A 15,131-nucleotide genomic window follows, 5' to 3' on the forward strand; every position below is an offset into this window, starting at 1 on the left:
CTACTTTTTATGGACAGCCTTATCATGTTTAAGATTCTATTCTTTTGAACCATAGGCATTCGATAGCTTAAAGATATCCAAAAGCTTGAAGAACAGACTGAGAATAATGGTAACGACAGTAGCCAACGCCATCCCTTTCATCTCAAAATGCCCCCATTTCAACGTCGCACCACTTAGGCCGATAACAAGAACAACGGTGGTTAGAATTAAGTTGACGGGTTTGGAATAGTCGACCTTGGTCTCCACGAGCATCCGAATGCCAGACGAGGCGATAACACCAAAAAGCAACAAGGATACTCCCCCCATGACAGGCGTTGGAATAGTCTGAATGAGAATAGCTATTTTACCAATAAAGGACAGCACAATCGCCATGACGGCAGCCCCTCCAATCACCCAAACGGAATAAATACGACTGATCGCCATGACACCAATGTTTTCACCATAGGTTGTATTTGGAGTTGAACCAACTAAGGAAGAGAGTATCGTGGAGATCCCATTTCCAAGTAAAGATCTGCTAAGTCCAGGGTCCTTAGATAGATCCTTGCCTACCATATTTCCCGTGACGATCAAATGTCCAATGTGCTCGGCAATCACAACTAGAGATGCTGGGGCAATGATCAAAATACTCGCCCAATCGAATGTCGGACTATAGAAGGTAGGGACTGTGAACCAGTCCGCTGATCGCCAAGTATCTCCAATCTGTATCAAGCCCATGAAGGCGGCGAGCACGTAGCCAGCAATAATGGCGATTAAAATCGGAATAACCTTGAAGATGCCACGAAAAATAACCGAACCGACAATCCCGACCACTAGCGTAAAAATAGATACGGTTGCTACGGTGGGATTAGGCGACCAGCTCGCCGGTGCACCGTTTGGTGCAATAAGACCCGCCATGCCAGCTGCTGTGGGTACCAGCTCTAAACCGATCACGGCAACAATGGCTCCCATTGCGGCGTGTGGAAACATAACGTCAATCCACCCAGTTCCCACGATCTGAATCAACATGGCAATGATCGTAAAAATCAATCCAACCACTAGAAATCCACCCAAGGCAGATGAATAACCTTTGGAAGCTAATACAATAAAAACGGGCGAGAGGAACGCGAAGCTGGATCCTAAAAATGCGGGAATTTTCCCTTTTGTTATCACAATGTATAGCAAAGTGCCGATTCCGTTCATGAGCAGTATTGTGGCAGGATCCACTTTGAATAAGATAGGCACGAGCACGGTGGAGCCAAACATCGCAAATAAATGTTGCAAACTAAGTGGAATACTTTCCACGATGGAGGGGCGTTCATCAACTTGAATGATTCGAGACATGCTGTAACCTCCTTGATGTTAATCTCTCATAAGGATATATTACCCAAATTTTGAGATTAACTATGGAAGGTTTTATAAATAAGAATGGACAGCCCCGAAAGTCAATGGAATGACTTTACTTTGAGGCTGCCCAGATTAGATATGCTTCATTTATTGTTAGGTTAAATCCGCGTAATTACCTTATCAATTAACCCGTATACGCGCGCATCTTCAGCTTCCAAGAAGTAATCGCGATCCGTATCCAGTTCGATTTTCTCGATCGGTTGTTTGGTCGTTTCGGAAAGAATACGATTGAGTGTGCTGCGTGTTTTGAGAATGTGCTGCGTACGGATAAGAATATCACTTGCTTGACCCTGTGCGCCTCCCCAAGGTTGGTGAATCATGACTTCGGCATTTGGAAGAGCAAAACGCTTGCCTGGCGCACCAGCGGTTAGAAGAACAGCGCCCATGGAAGCCGCCATACCTACACAGATCGTGGATACATCGGGTTTAATGAAGTTCATCGTGTCATAAATAGCGAGACCAGCTGACGTAGAACCGCCAGGGGAATTGATGTATAGCGAGATATCTTTCTCAGGATCTTCAGCGGCTAGGAATAAAAGCTGAGCAATAATCGCATTCGCTACGTGATCGTTAACCTCTGTGCCGAGGAACACGATGCGGTCTTTCAGCAATCTGGAGTAAATATCATACGAGCGCTCTCCGCGCGCAGTTTGTTCGACAACCATAGGTATAAAGCTCATTGAAATCATCCTTTCCTATATGAAAATAGGTTTATTTTATTTAAGCTGCTAAATGGTTTAGCCCATTAAGCGGCTTTGCATTGGATCGTGTTGGCATGCACCGTAATCTTCTGTCCAAAACCAGACGAAACCATGATGAGTCGAACAGGCTCCTCATTATGCAAAGCTGGAAACTCGCGTACGGTAACGGTTGCTTCGGAATCTATAGTAGTGGCATCTTGTCGGCGATAGGTATCTATGGAGATGACATTGCTAGTCGAGGAATCAGTTGATCTTGTATGAGACTGTTCCCAAGCGATAACAGGTGATACTGATGACGGAGCTGCATCATGCTGTGGCAGACTTGTTTGTTTCTCTTGCTTTTGCTCTTGACTCATAGTTAATGCCTCCTCAATCCTTCGGTTTGGGGTAAACGGCTAGCAGCACATGGTAAGCGTCTTGAGCCATATCCGGAACACCTGAGTAACGCTCCACTAACTGTTGGACCATCGCCGCATATTCCTCAATGAACGCTTGTCGCTGCTGCTCCGTGCATAGCTGAACTTGAAGCTGCAGCGTCGCGCTTGGAATCACTTCACCGACATCAGACTGCTCCATGAGCAACATCGCATCTCGGCGGATTCGCTCGGAAGTGGTCACGAGATGAGCGAGTGAGCTCTGATCCTTCAGCTTTTGCAAGGTTTCAGGCTTCATGCTGAGGGATTCCGCGAGCACAAAAGTTTTGGCGATTGAGCGATAGAGCACCTCGACCAGATTGCGTACTTGGCGCGTGCCTACGCGTTGTACTAAGCCGGCCTTCTCCAACGCTTTGAGATGATAGTTGATACGTTGAGCCGTCTCACCCAAAGTGCGCGCCACTTCCGCGGCGGATCCAGGCTCTAGAAGCTGAGCAATGATTTCTCCGCGAAGCGGGTTAAGCAGCACCGTTGCCTGCTCGGGGGACTCGATGTAGTAGCTGTCTTGGATCTCTTTGTCTAGTGGCATGGAGTGGATAGCCTCCGTGTACAAAGTATATGTTACGTACAAATATTTTATTACGTGGAGCTGGGAAAGTCAATGGGCGATGGATGGTGGTGGTGGGTGACTGTTGTTGGAGGACATTAAGGATTTGAAGTAGACATTAAAGTATTGAAGTAGACAATAAAGTCTTGAAGTAACAAATTAAGTTTTGAAAATAAAATAGGCGTTCACTCTATCGGGTGAACGCCTATTTTATTTTGTGTATGGAGGGAGGAGGAAGTCCTTAGCGTATCCAGGGCAGGGGGAGATTAAAAGAACGTGCAGTTATGGTGGTTTCGGTAAACGTGAATTCGAATATACGGTTGGCATAGAACAGGATAACTCCATCTCTTCTCGAATACTACCTGTTATCAGAGAATCTAAGAAGATCATAAATAAGAGTTAGATGAATAACGGAAAATCGCTAATAAAATCAGAACAATTGGATGGGTGAGAAAATGATCAAAATATTAGTATTCTTACTAATATTTCTAGTTCCTAATATGTCGCAGAACGATAGTTCAATGAACTGTCTCTAAGAAAAGTTCTAAAATCATGTGTTTCTTTAAAAAAGGGGGAGTATTTTGAAAAAAACGAAAAAAGTAATCCTTCTAAGTGCCTTAATATTAATTATTTATATTGTATTCATTAAAGATAAATTTCCTATTACTGATGAACTACCAAGTGTAATGCAAAATGAATTTGATGTTGTATTAGACGAATAAACGAATAAAGTCTCTTTAGAAAAAGATGGAGTTTATCAGAGTATTGGTATTTCAATAGATATAGACAAAACTCTTTACATCGCTAACAGTGTAGGGGAAAACATAACCAAATTTGCTGTAAATAGAGATGAAAATCAAATCTATATCAGGAAAAATCTTTTCAATTACCAGGAAGGTGATAATGATAAATTTCAACTTATCAATGTACCATTTTCTGAATATCAAGAAATAATCAACGATAATAAGGTATGTGTTTATATAGATTATGGGCATGGTCATGAATTAAGAGAATACAACCTAACTAATAGTAAATACAAAACCCTGGAACATACTAACACATCAAAATAGAGCTTTTCTCTTACTGAACTAACGGATAACGAGAGTTTAACCAAGGATGAAGTGAAAATCACAATGAAAGGATTTTTGATTAATGAGACCTTGTATAAACTGTGGTGGAACTAATTTTGGTGAAGGTGAAACAAGAGGCGAAGGTAATATTCATCCCAAAAATAAGCTCTTTAGCCTAGGTGTTCCACTTCTTCTTACCATTTGCTTAGATTGTGGAGAGGTAATTTCAATGAGGGTTAAAAACCCAAAAATATTCAAGAAGTGATAACGCTAACGGAAAACGATAGTGAAAGAGGTTGCCACGCGGCAGCTTCTTTTTTGTTCGTTAAAGTAACGGGCAAGATTATGAAATCAGTCATAATTGTGCCACTTCGGCAGGGATATGCATGATTTGAGGTCCGGCAAAAAAATGCATGATTAAAGAAAAAGATTGCCCACACGTGGCAATCTTTTTCTTTAGGTTTTTAAATTCTGTAATGAGGTGAGCCAAATTCTAAGAAAACAGGAGCATTTAGGAGAAAAATGATTCTCCATAGAGGAAAAGTTCAAAACAGCAAAGAATATAGTACTATATGCTGGGTATCGAATAACAAATCGTGAAACGGAGGGTTATACCTTGTCAAGAGTTGCCGCAACTGGTTATTTAGAGAAAAAGGTATACAATGAAATAAAGGAAATGATTATGAACGGAGAACTCCCTCCCGGTGCCCCGATTACACAAGAGCAGATTGCGGCCAAAATCGGAGTAAGCCGCACTCCACTGAGGCGGGCGCTTGCTGAGCTGCAGCGTGACCATCTATTGGAATCAAGTCCTAAGGGGCTTAGCGTCGCGCAATTTAACAACGAATTTTTTGTATCGTTGTGGCAAATTCGTGCTGTGCTCGAAGGCCTGGCCTGTCGTATGTGCGCTTCGCGGATTGACGAGGCTACCGTTGCCTATTACAGCACTTTGCTTTCTGGTTCATACCGCCAATGGGAAGAGAAGGGGGAGACGGAACCTTATCGGCTTGCGGATATAAAATTTCACACGGGATTACTGGAGCTGTCCGGAGATCCAATTTTAAAGCAAACGCTGGAAGGCACACATGTACTTACCGTCTCGCTCAGCAAAGGGTTACTTCGTTCGCCGTCCGAAACGTACCCAGAGCACTTAAGGATACTGGCTGCATTGGAGGAAAGGAATGAAGATGAGGCTGAGCGAATGATGGTTGAGCATTTGCGCAAATCGATCCCATTCTTGAGGAAATAAACGGTTGCAGGGTAAGGTAGGCTATTTTATAATATTTAAATCAACCCTTCAATGTATACAATGTATGCAATGGGCATAAAAGGTTTTAACGCGAGGGAAAAATGAACTTTCAACGATCCTTTCTATACCGCCTTATCATATTTAGTTTGACCTTAAGCACGCTTCCCGTTATTTTTTTGGGGAGCTTCTCGTTCTGGGAATCCTCAACGCTAATTCAGCGTAAGGTGGACGAAGGAAGCCATCACGTTCTCCTTCAGACGCAAATGCGAATGGAGCAAGTGCTGAAGACTATCGATTATTCGGTCAGTCAGTTTATCGGGTCCCCGCTTGCGTATGCAGCTATGGACCAGACTCTGGATATCAGCGAATTTACAACGGTAGATCTGTTGAAAAGCCAGCTTCATTCCATTCAAACATTTGAACTTGGGATTAAGGACATCATGCTGGTAAACCTTGATAAAAGGTGGTCGATTAGCAATGAAGGTTTAATCCGCTACAACTCCGAGGAAGATATGAAATCATTACTGCCTTATGCCAAGCTTCCGCACGTCTCGGATTGGCATGGGGATCTTGTCATTAATAAAAATACCGGAGAGCGGGATATCGTCCTCGTTAAGAAGCTCCCGATGAATTCGATGACACCGCAGGGGTTCATCGTGACGACGGTTGACATCGCAGAGATCCAGAAGTTGATTGGGCGATCGTCCGACTTCGGCACGATCTTTGTGCTTGATGACAAGTATAAGGTGCTTGCAGCATCGGACGACTCGCCTCAGGATATAAGCTTGTTTAATGAAGAGCAGCTACTGAAAACAGCGGACATGTCCGGTCACCACACGACAAAACTAGGGGGCAATGACGTTGCAGTAACCTACCAGCGGAGCGATTTCAATAGTTGGCTGTACGTTTCTGTTGTGCCTCTGGAGCAAGCCGTGCGGGATGTCCGTTGGATCGGCTGGTTTACGCTGATTACCTGCCTTGTCATTTTGGCAGTGATCTTTATTTTGTCGTATGGCGGCGCTAAAAAAATGTATTCGCCAATAAGGAGCCTGTACTATTCGGTTAGAGACGGTAAGCAGGAAGACGCTGTTCCTCCGAGGACGGATGAGCTTCACTTTATTAAAGACCGGGTGCTTTCGCTGAAACAGTCCAACATTCAACTAACGAATCAGGTGCAAGTTCAGTCCAAAGATCTAGAAAACTTTTTTCTTGGCAATTTAATTCATGGGAGATTAAGCGAAAGGGAAATTCGAAACAAAACAAAGCAGTACGGATACAACTTGGATGTCAGCTGGATGTGTGTCTGCGCAGTCCAGATTGATACGCTGATCAACTCTAGCTACAGCGAGCAGGACAAAGATTTGCTGTTGTTCGCTATCAATAACATCGTTGACGAACTGCTTATCGGGGGAGCGCGTATCGCCTCGCTGCCGTTTGATAAATATCAGATAACCATTATCGGCGGGCATGATGAGTCTCGGAATGTGTTTAAGGCCAATGTCAATGAGCGTATCACTCAGATTCAGCAAATGATCGCGCAGGTTCTTGATTTAAAGGTGAGTGTCGGAATTAGTCGGCCTTATTCAGATTTCATGCATTCATCCACAGCCTTCAAGGAATCGATTGAGGCGTTATCTTATCGGTTAAGACTAGGGCAGGGAGCCGTGATTAACATCGCGGATATCGAGTCTGTGTACCCCGTTAAGCAGGTTTTTCCTGAGGCTTTGGTCCAGGATATTGTCGAGATGATCAAAGGAGGCAGGCCTGAAGAAGCGGGAGCTTTGCTGGATCGGTTTGTCGACGAAATTCTCAATCATCCGCTTAGTTCTCGGGAATACCAGCTGTTTCTCGTTCAGCTGCTGATGGATTTAACCCGATTGGTTCAGCGCAAGGGTCTGGCGTTCGCCCCATTATATGGGGAAACGGATCTATTCGCTCAGCTTTTCGAGCTTCAAACCGCCGAGGAGATTAAAACCTGGTTCAAGCAGGCGATCATTACACCAATCTTCGAACAGCTTGAGGAATATCGGGAAGAGCATTACAAGCATTTGTGCGAGGAAGTGACCCGGATTTCGCAGCAGCGAATTCATGAGAACATTACACTGGAAACACTCGCTCATGCGATCAACTATCACCCGGATTATGTCGGCCGAGTATTCCGCAAACATATGGGTATCAACTTCAGCGAGTACGTCTCCCAACTGCGTCTCAAAATTGCGAAACAGATGCTTGCTGAATCCGATCTGAAAATAAGTGAAATATCCGCAAAGCTCGGCTACAATAGTTCTCAAAATTTTATCCGTTATTTCCGTAAACTGGAGGGCGTAACCCCGGGGAAATTCCGCGAGGAACATTGGGGACGCGATATGCGGCAGAACGGCTGAAATATAAAAGGGGCGTTATCCAGGTTCGTCATGCTGGATCGCCCCTTTTTATATTGGTTTATTTTTTCAACTTCGCCTGCTCGGCGTTAAGTTCTGCAATAACCTTATCTCCGCCTGCTTTCTTCCACTGTTCGACCGCACTGTTCCATCCATTCTGGTCAATCGCACCCATGATGAATTTGATCCGCGCGTCTTTAATGATTTTATCCAACTCCGCGCCTTTGGTTACATAGGTTTCCGAAATTAAAGCGTAGGCTGGATTGGTGACTACATACGGTTCGTTGTCCAAATAACTCTTCGTCATCTTCTGGCGAATCTCGGATAGGCCCTCAACGTTGGAGCGGAAGATGGTATCCCACGTTGCGCGCAGCGCCCGCAGCGGATTTATATCAACCTCAAATTTGGCTGAATCCGTCGTAACTGGCTTACCGTTCTCCGTCTTGAAGTGAACGCCTTCCACTCCCCAGCTCATGAGTTGAAGCACTTCCGGATCCGCCAGCTTATCGAAATACGCCAAAATCTGTTTTAGCTTTTCCTCTGTTTTAATACTTGATTTTGGAAACACGTAGAGGGCATCATACCCGACGTTGCTGAAAATTCGATCGCCTTTGGCACTTGCGATTCGGGTCATGAAGTCGATATCGGCACCGGGAATTTTGGCGGTGTTAGCCTTCAGATTCGCCGATTCTGAAACAATTCCTCCATAAGCCCCAGTCGTCCCTTTATGAAATTGCTCGTTCTTTTGATTGCCTTGCAGGGTGGCGAAGTCCTGATTCATCAATTTCTCGTCGTACAGCTTTTTCATATACTTCAGTGCTTGCATGTTTTCGTCGGTCATAAAGTCGGGAACCAGCTGGCCGTTCTTGAGCTCCCATAGATCCGGGCCGCCGTAGGCTGCAAGCACGGCATAGAACAAATCGATGTTTTGGCTCTCGACGATCGGAAGCGTGTCGTTTTTGCCATTACCATCAGGATCTTTATCCCGGAACGCTTTTAACACCTCGTAAATATCATCTAGTGTCTTCGGTTTTTGCAGCCCCAGCTTATCCAGCCAATCCTTCCGATACATGAACGTTTTCGCTCTCGGTAACGGTAGGGAGCGGGGCAGGCCATAAAGCTTGCCATCCACAGATGCATTCGTCAGCACGTTTTTATTGTATTGATTCAAGTTTTTATAATCCTTCAAGTACGGACCGATTTCCCAGAACATACCGGATCGCACGGAATTAATGAACCCTGGCGTTTTGTCATACCCTTGCTGCACGGTCATGACATCCGGCAGCTGCCCTGTCGCAATGGTTGCATTCACTTTTTCATTATAAGTGCCGCTCGGCACCCAATTGATGTTCAACTTCGTATTCGTTGCCTTTTGGATGATCTTCAGTGGTTCGCCGTCAATTTTAGGCGGATCGGCTACCCACAGGGTGGCCATCATGCTGAATTCCAGCGGTGTGCTGCTCTTGGCTTCGGTTTTACTCGTATCTTTGGTACCTCCAGTGGCTGACGTACAGCCGGCAAGCGTGCCAACGGTCAAGACCGCTGCCAAAGTGGCGGAAACGGCAGACTTTGTACGGATCCTGGCAATTCTCATTTGTAAATCCCCCTCGATTTAAAGTTGGCCCCGGTAACCAATCTAATCGTATAGTCCGACCTTATTACAGTCAATGATCATATTCCGACTCGGACCCAGATAAAGTCCCGGATGCACATACTCATTTGCAGCAGTTTATTTCCCATAGAGAAGTCCGAAATTGCTTATCCTCCAGAAATATCACTGGGTAGTGCGTTTATGACCAAGTCGGTAAATGATTATAGACGGTTGTCAAGGCGTCCCCTAATATTCGAGTTGTGAGCTGCTGCAAGAAGTGAATCCATTATCAGACGGAAAACGGACGGAGGTGATCAAAAATGAGTAATTCCATAGTGATAAAGCAGCTGGTCCGCAATCGCTGGCTTTATCTGATGCTCCTTCCTGGAGCGCTATATTTTCTAGTATTTAAATATTTGCCCATGTGGGGTGTACTGATCGCCTTTCAAGACTATCAGCCGTTCCTAGGTTTTAGCGGAAGCAAGTGGGTAGGTCTCAAGCATTTTCAGCTTTTTTTCGAAGACGACATCTTCTGGAAGCTGTTTGCGAACACATTGATTTTGGCTTTCTATAATATCCTGTTCTTTTTTCCGCTGCCGATCCTGATCGCATTGATGCTGAATGAAGTGAGGATCGAATGGTTTAAAAGAGCGGTGCAAACAATTGTTTACATCCCTCACTTCATATCTTGGGTTGTCGTCGTTGGTATCGTTTATATGTTTTTTACGACGGAGGGGGGACTTGTGAATGAGCTGCTCTCCGCTATAGGGCTCGCCAAGATTCAATTTCTGGCCAGTACGGAATGGTTCCGGACCATGATCATGATGGAAGTCATTTGGAAGGAATCGGGTTGGGGAACGATTATTTTTCTTGCTGCCTTGGCCGGTGTCGACACGACTTTATATGAAGCGGCGCGAATCGATGGTGCAAGCAGGATTAGGCAGTTGTGGCATATTACACTGCCCGCCATTCGCAGCACCATAATCATTCTGCTCATCTTACGGCTCGGCTCCTTCCTCGACCTAGGTTTCGAGCAAATTTTTCTAATGCTGAATGCCATGAACCGCGAGGTCGGCGAGGTGTTCGATACTTATGTTTACACCAGCGGGATCCAGCAAGGCCAGTTCAGTTACAGCACCGCCGTTGGATTGTTTAAATCAGTGATTGGGCTAGTACTCGTGCTGTCGGCGAATTACTTGGCCAAAAAATTTGGGGAGGAGGGAGTGTACTGATGCCGGATACTTCGCTGCAAAGCCGTCTATTCAGCACTTTCAACTATGTGGTTCTAATCTCGCTTTCGCTCATTACTTTGCTGCCGTTTATTTATATTGTAGCCGGCTCGTTTACCACTTCCGAGGAATTGATCAGCAGGGGCTTCGTATTATTTCCTACTCATTTTTCGCTGGATGGCTACCGCTATATATTGTCTACCAGCACCATATTAAACAGCTTGTTTGTCACGATTTTTATTACCGTTGTCGGCACATTGGTGAATCTGATATTCACCGCACTAATGGCCTACCCCCTCGCGCGCAAGGATTTGGGCGGCAGGCGAGTATTTATGCTCGCCATCGTATTTTCAATGCTTTTCAGCGGAGGAATGATTCCTACGTTTCTGATCGTCAAAACCGTTGGATTGGTTGACTCTTACGCCTCGCTTATCATCCCAGGCTTGATCAGCGCGTTTAATCTCATCGTATTGAAAAACTTTTTTCAGCAGCTGCCCGACGGAATTGAAGAATCAGCGAAGATTGACGGCTGCAACGATCTTGCCATCCTGCTCCGCATTGTCTTGCCGCTATCGAAGCCAGCATTGGCGACGTTTACTTTGTTTTATGCGGTTGGGCATTGGAACACCTTTTTCAACGCAATATTGTATATTAGCGATTCAACGAAGTGGCCGATTCAAGTATGGCTGAGACAAATCGTTATTCTTTCGCAGGGCGGGTTTGGCGATTCGGCTAGCGTCGACTCCGAGTTTGCGACTCCGCCCGGCGCAGTTATTAAAATGGCGGTCATCGTCATCTCCACCGTACCGATCTTGTTGTTCTATCCGTTTATGCAAAAGCATTTTGCTAAAGGAGTCATGCTGGGCTCCGTAAAAGGTTAATCCGAGGTTTCGCTGCAATACCACATATAAGCAAAGGAGCAAGGGAAATGAATTTGAAAAACTCGATTATTGTACCGATTTTAGGGAGGTATGCTGACCGTTTTCATGAATACCAGCCTGCCCGTACGTTTTTTGACAATCTAAAGGTTGCTGCAAGCATTCCCGGCATCGAAGGCATTGAGGTGGTATATCCGCAAGACTTCGCCGATCCTGGAGAGACTGTTAAGGCCATTAAAGCTATCGGACTTCCGGTTTCTGCGGTCAACGTAAACGTCAAGGGCGAGGCTAAGTTTCGGTCCGGTTCTTTTACCAGCCCCGATCCTAATGTCCGTACCGAAGCGGTGCAGTACATTAAAACAGCTATGGATTTGGCAGCCGAACTCGGTACTGACATGATTACGTGCTGTCCGCTGATCGACGGCAGCGATTACAACTTCCAGGTCGATTATCAAAATCAGTGGAAATGGCTGGTGGAAGGCATTCGTGAAGCGGCATTACACCGTTCGGATATTAAGGTCAGTCTGGAATATAAGCCGTACGAAGTACGCAATAACATTATCTTGGGGGATATGGGCCGGACGCTTCATTTGTGCAATCAAGTTGGGCTCCCTAACGTTGGCGTCACGATGGATGTCGGCCATGCGCTTGGGGCGCGTGAAATCCCGGCTGCAATGGCTTGTATGGCGAACGACGCTGGCCGACTTTTCTACGTTCATTTTAACGATAATGACCGCGCTTGGGACTGGGATATGCTTCCGGGCTCGGTGAACCTGTGGGATCTGGTGGAGACGCTGTATTATTTGGACCGGATGAACTGGTCAGGTTGGCTGACCTATGACGTTTACAGCAGGCACGGAGATCCAGCCGAAGCGTTTGCCGTTACTTTCCGGATTATGGAGACAGCCAAGGAAATGATCGATAAACTCGGACGTCAACAAATCCAAGCTTTAATTGATGAAGGGGTGCCTGCCCGTACGTTCGACTATATGTTTAAAAAGCTTTTCAAGTAGAAGGGGGTAACGACCATGCTGTTAGGGGCGGGAAGCTACTTGTTCCGTTATTCCATAGGAACAGATACTTTTAAACCGGATAAACCTATGAACGCTGTCCGTCTTGTGGAGCAGGCTGCAGATCTCGGTTTCGAACTTGTGCAGTTTGCTGACAATTTACCGTTAGAAGGCTATAGCGACGCTGAGCTGGACGCCGTAAGGAATGCTGCCCGGAATCGAAACATGACGCTTGAAGCCGGAACGGCGGGTGCGCGTAAGGAACGTTTGCTGCGCTATTTGTCCATTGCCGAACGCCTGGAGGCTAGATTGCTCCGGTTGACTCCACACGCTCCAGACACCCATGTGACTAAGGAAGAAACGGCCGCAGTATTAAGAGAGGTGCTGCCTTATTTCCATAAAGCAGGTGTGGCGATCGCACTGGAAAACCATTTCACGATGACCTCGGACGATTTGTCTTCGCTTGTCCGTGAACTGGATGATCCGTTGGTTGGCATATGCCTAGATACGGCCAACTCCATCGTTCAGCAGGAATGGCCGATGGAGACGGTACGGCTGCTCGGAGAGCAGGCCATTTCGCTTCATCTAAAAGATTATAAGATTCAGGCGCATCCAGCGGGAATCGGAGTTGTCGTCGATGGGGCTCCATTAGGCCAGGGGGATCAGGACATTACCGCTATCCTGCATTTCCTAAAAGCTGCAGGAAGAAATGTGAATGTCGTGCTGGAGCAGTGGATGAGCACGGCCGGTAGCCACGATGAGACTCTTCGGAACGAACTGGCCTGGATCAGGCAAAGTGTCGATACGGCCCGGAGATATATGGCGGAGACGGCTGAATGAAAAGAAGCGGAGTTTTGAACAAGGAACTGGGGGCTTTCCTCGCAGCCATTGGGCATTACGACCAGGTGAGTGTAGTATCATGCTTATACGGCATTCCTAAGGATGCGAAAGTTATCGATATGGCTTTGATTCGCGGCGTGCCCAAAATGAACGTAGTGCTTGAGGCGATTAACAATGAAATCATCATTGAAAAAATGGTCATCGCAACCGAAATGGAAGCGAGCAATCCGGAGCTATACGGTTTTATCCGAACCGCCTTTGCTGAGCAAGTTGTTGAGGCGGTTCCGAACGAAACGCTCAAAAAGCGGGCCGCTTCCTCCAAATGCTTTGTGCGGACCGGGGAAAATGTGCCTTTTTCCAACGTTGTGTTTCAAGCCGGCTACTCCGTCAATTAGCAGTTGCAGTTTATATTCCAACGATATGAAAGGTCGATGAACATGAGCGTGACACAAATCGGGATTCAAGGTGAAAAATTTTTAATCAATGGCAAGCTGACCTATTCAGAGATTGAAGGAAGCAACCCCTCGTCCCATGGGCTATTGATGAATGCCCGATTTATCCAGGGCATTTTCGATGACAAGGCGGCCCCTGAGCGTTTTGCGCGTTTCGGTCAATCCGTCTACGATCCGGAGAAAAATACGGACGATTTGATCGCGGCATTGCCAGAGTGGCACCGGCACGGGCTGAGGGCGATTACCGTTGGGCTGCAGGGGGGAGGTCCGGTGTTCACAATCGAAGATTGGACGACTGTAGGCAACAATCCGTTCAGCGAAGACGGGTTGACGTTCGATCCTGCGTACGAGCGCCGCCTGGACCGGCTTGTCAGAGCCGCAGACGAGCTGGGAATAATTGTCATAGTCAGCTTATTTTATTGGTCCCAGGCGATCCGTTTCCGCGATGGCAAAGCGGTTCGCAACGCAATCAAGACGGCTTGCGGTATTTTAAAGAAGAACAATTATACCAATGTGATCATCGAGGTAGCAAACGAATTCGATATTAGTGTATGGAAAACCGTACCGCAAATTCAGCAGCCTCAAAGTATGTCGTATTTAATTGAGCTGGCGCGGGAATATTCCGGCGGCATGCTGGTCGGGTCCAGCCTCGGAGGCGGAGCTGTCAACCGGGAGGTGGCCGAAGCGAGCGATGTGATCTTGATTCACGCCAATGACCTAACGCGTCAGGAATACTACAATATGATTCAAAAAGTACGCGGATGGGGCCTAAACAAACCGATTGTGTGCAATGAGGATTCTCCTTGCGTCGGCATGATCGAGGTGGCGTTCCGGACACAGACCTCGTGGGGGTATTACAATAACTTGACGAAGCAGGAACCACCGGCTATCTGGGGCGTCACGAAAGGTGAAGATGAGTATTTCGCCAGACGGATCGCAGAAGGGGTCGGCATAAAACTCGATCCTCTACCGGTTCAAGAGCAATATTATTTGCAGGGCTTCGAGCCCCTGATCACGATCGACAATAAGAGGTGGATCCGGTTGGCGAGCTTGTACCCTGAAACGATCAATTACGTGGAATTTTACCGTAACGGGGAACTGGTCGATACAGCATATAACGAGCCTTTTATGATTCGCAACGAAACCACTTGGATTCAGAAGCCTTGGGTGGTGACTGCGGAGGATAAAGAGTGGACTGCCAAAATTGTCTTGGCTGACGGCAGCACGCTGGAGCGTTCCGTGAAGCTGAGCGGTGCAACAGTATTAAAGTAGCGGGTTTTCACAAAAAGGGGCTGTCACTTCAAGTGGATCTACTTGAGGCGGCAGCCTCTGTCTTGAACAAGAGGCGGCTGGCTGACCTTCTACT

14 protein-coding genes are annotated in these 15,131 nt (G+C 46.5%); 9 read left to right on the forward strand and 5 right to left on the reverse strand.

Annotated features, from left to right (window positions below):
- Positions 1-36 precede the first annotated feature (36 nt).
- The 4 genes from uraA to AC58QG_RS18575 form a co-directional block, all read right to left on the reverse strand.
- Positions 37-1,320, reverse strand: coding sequence for a uracil permease (gene uraA / locus AC58QG_RS18560; protein WP_497363613.1), 1,284 nt, complete (start codon positions 1,318-1,320; stop codon positions 37-39).
- A 161-nt stretch (positions 1,321-1,481) separates the two neighbouring features.
- Positions 1,482-2,063 (reverse strand): ATP-dependent Clp endopeptidase proteolytic subunit ClpP, encoded by a 582-nt coding sequence (clpP, locus tag AC58QG_RS18565; protein WP_497363614.1) that lies wholly within the window; start codon positions 2,061-2,063, stop codon positions 1,482-1,484.
- Between the two features lie 65 nt (positions 2,064-2,128).
- On the reverse strand, positions 2,129-2,440 hold the full coding sequence (locus AC58QG_RS18570; RefSeq protein WP_497363615.1) for a hypothetical protein: 312 nt from the start codon (positions 2,438-2,440) through the stop codon (positions 2,129-2,131).
- A gap of 13 nt (positions 2,441-2,453) precedes the next feature.
- Complete coding sequence (locus AC58QG_RS18575) at positions 2,454-3,047, reverse strand: ArsR/SmtB family transcription factor (RefSeq protein WP_497363616.1); 594 nt, start codon at positions 3,045-3,047, stop codon at positions 2,454-2,456.
- 599 nt (positions 3,048-3,646) lie between these two features.
- Between AC58QG_RS18575 and AC58QG_RS18580 the strand changes: the two genes are divergently transcribed.
- The 3 genes from AC58QG_RS18580 to AC58QG_RS18590 all read left to right on the forward strand — a co-directional run bounded on the left by AC58QG_RS18580 (position 3,647) and on the right by AC58QG_RS18590 (position 7,768).
- Positions 3,647-3,787: a hypothetical protein gene (locus tag AC58QG_RS18580; RefSeq protein WP_497363617.1), complete on the forward strand. Its 141-nt coding sequence runs from the start codon at positions 3,647-3,649 to the stop codon at positions 3,785-3,787.
- A gap of 964 nt (positions 3,788-4,751) precedes the next feature.
- Positions 4,752-5,384: a GntR family transcriptional regulator gene (locus AC58QG_RS18585; RefSeq protein WP_497363618.1), complete on the forward strand. Its 633-nt coding sequence runs from the start codon at positions 4,752-4,754 to the stop codon at positions 5,382-5,384.
- A 101-nt stretch (positions 5,385-5,485) separates the two neighbouring features.
- Positions 5,486-7,768 carry a helix-turn-helix domain-containing protein gene (locus tag AC58QG_RS18590; protein WP_497363619.1) on the forward strand — a complete coding sequence of 761 codons (2,283 nt, stop codon included), beginning with the start codon at positions 5,486-5,488 and terminating at the stop codon, positions 7,766-7,768.
- A gap of 58 nt (positions 7,769-7,826) precedes the next feature.
- Here the strand turns inward: AC58QG_RS18590 and AC58QG_RS18595 are convergent, their stop codons facing one another.
- A complete protein-coding gene (locus tag AC58QG_RS18595) occupies positions 7,827-9,359 on the reverse strand; it encodes an extracellular solute-binding protein (RefSeq protein WP_497363620.1) in 1,533 nt (510 codons plus the stop codon).
- Between the two features lie 317 nt (positions 9,360-9,676).
- Between AC58QG_RS18595 and AC58QG_RS18600 the strand changes: the two genes are divergently transcribed.
- Genes AC58QG_RS18600 through AC58QG_RS18625 form a run of 6 tightly spaced genes read left to right on the forward strand, consistent with a single transcriptional unit; the run spans position 9,677 to position 15,037 of the window.
- Positions 9,677-10,588 (forward strand): ABC transporter permease, encoded by a 912-nt coding sequence (locus AC58QG_RS18600; RefSeq protein WP_497363621.1) that lies wholly within the window; start codon positions 9,677-9,679, stop codon positions 10,586-10,588.
- On the forward strand, positions 10,588-11,466 hold the full coding sequence (locus AC58QG_RS18605) for a carbohydrate ABC transporter permease (protein ID WP_497363622.1): 879 nt from the start codon (positions 10,588-10,590) through the stop codon (positions 11,464-11,466). The genes AC58QG_RS18600 and AC58QG_RS18605 overlap by 1 nt, the downstream gene beginning before the upstream one ends.
- 47 nt (positions 11,467-11,513) lie before the next feature.
- Positions 11,514-12,476 carry a sugar phosphate isomerase/epimerase family protein gene (locus AC58QG_RS18610; protein ID WP_497363623.1) on the forward strand — a complete coding sequence of 321 codons (963 nt, stop codon included), beginning with the start codon at positions 11,514-11,516 and terminating at the stop codon, positions 12,474-12,476.
- Positions 12,477-12,491: 15 nt separating this feature from the next.
- A complete protein-coding gene (locus AC58QG_RS18615) occupies positions 12,492-13,313 on the forward strand; it encodes a sugar phosphate isomerase/epimerase family protein (protein ID WP_497363624.1) in 822 nt (273 codons plus the stop codon).
- Positions 13,310-13,708, forward strand: a complete 399-nt coding sequence (gene rbsD, locus AC58QG_RS18620) for a D-ribose pyranase (protein WP_497363625.1) — start codon at positions 13,310-13,312, stop codon at positions 13,706-13,708. The genes AC58QG_RS18615 and rbsD overlap by 4 nt, the downstream gene beginning before the upstream one ends.
- A gap of 36 nt (positions 13,709-13,744) precedes the next feature.
- Entirely contained in the window at positions 13,745-15,037 is a 1,293-nt protein-coding gene (locus AC58QG_RS18625) for a glycoside hydrolase family protein (protein ID WP_497363626.1), read from the forward strand.
- The last annotated feature ends 94 nt before the right edge of the window (positions 15,038-15,131 follow it).

The organism is Paenibacillus sp. J22P169, from assembly GCF_059691995.1.

What these genes read in the sequence shown, in the direction of transcription:
- uraA (WP_497363613.1), bottom strand. Translation starts at nt 1,320, where the DNA reads ATGTCTCGAATCATTCAAGTTGATGAACGCCCCTCCATCGTGGAAAGT.
- clpP (WP_497363614.1), bottom strand. Translation starts at nt 2,063, where the DNA reads ATGAGCTTTATACCTATGGTTGTCGAACAAACTGCGCGCGGAGAGCGC.
- AC58QG_RS18570 (WP_497363615.1), bottom strand. Translation starts at nt 2,440, where the DNA reads ATGAGTCAAGAGCAAAAGCAAGAGAAACAAACAAGTCTGCCACAGCAT.
- AC58QG_RS18575 (WP_497363616.1), bottom strand. Translation starts at nt 3,047, where the DNA reads ATGCCACTAGACAAAGAGATCCAAGACAGCTACTACATCGAGTCCCCC.
- AC58QG_RS18590 (WP_497363619.1), top strand. Translation starts at nt 5,486, where the DNA reads ATGAACTTTCAACGATCCTTTCTATACCGCCTTATCATATTTAGTTTG.
- AC58QG_RS18595 (WP_497363620.1), bottom strand. Translation starts at nt 9,359, where the DNA reads ATGAGAATTGCCAGGATCCGTACAAAGTCTGCCGTTTCCGCCACTTTG.
- AC58QG_RS18600 (WP_497363621.1), top strand. Translation starts at nt 9,677, where the DNA reads ATGAGTAATTCCATAGTGATAAAGCAGCTGGTCCGCAATCGCTGGCTT.
- AC58QG_RS18605 (WP_497363622.1), top strand. Translation starts at nt 10,588, where the DNA reads ATGCCGGATACTTCGCTGCAAAGCCGTCTATTCAGCACTTTCAACTAT.
- AC58QG_RS18610 (WP_497363623.1), top strand. Translation starts at nt 11,514, where the DNA reads ATGAATTTGAAAAACTCGATTATTGTACCGATTTTAGGGAGGTATGCT.
- AC58QG_RS18615 (WP_497363624.1), top strand. Translation starts at nt 12,492, where the DNA reads ATGCTGTTAGGGGCGGGAAGCTACTTGTTCCGTTATTCCATAGGAACA.
- rbsD (WP_497363625.1), top strand. Translation starts at nt 13,310, where the DNA reads ATGAAAAGAAGCGGAGTTTTGAACAAGGAACTGGGGGCTTTCCTCGCA.
- AC58QG_RS18625 (WP_497363626.1), top strand. Translation starts at nt 13,745, where the DNA reads ATGAACATGAGCGTGACACAAATCGGGATTCAAGGTGAAAAATTTTTA.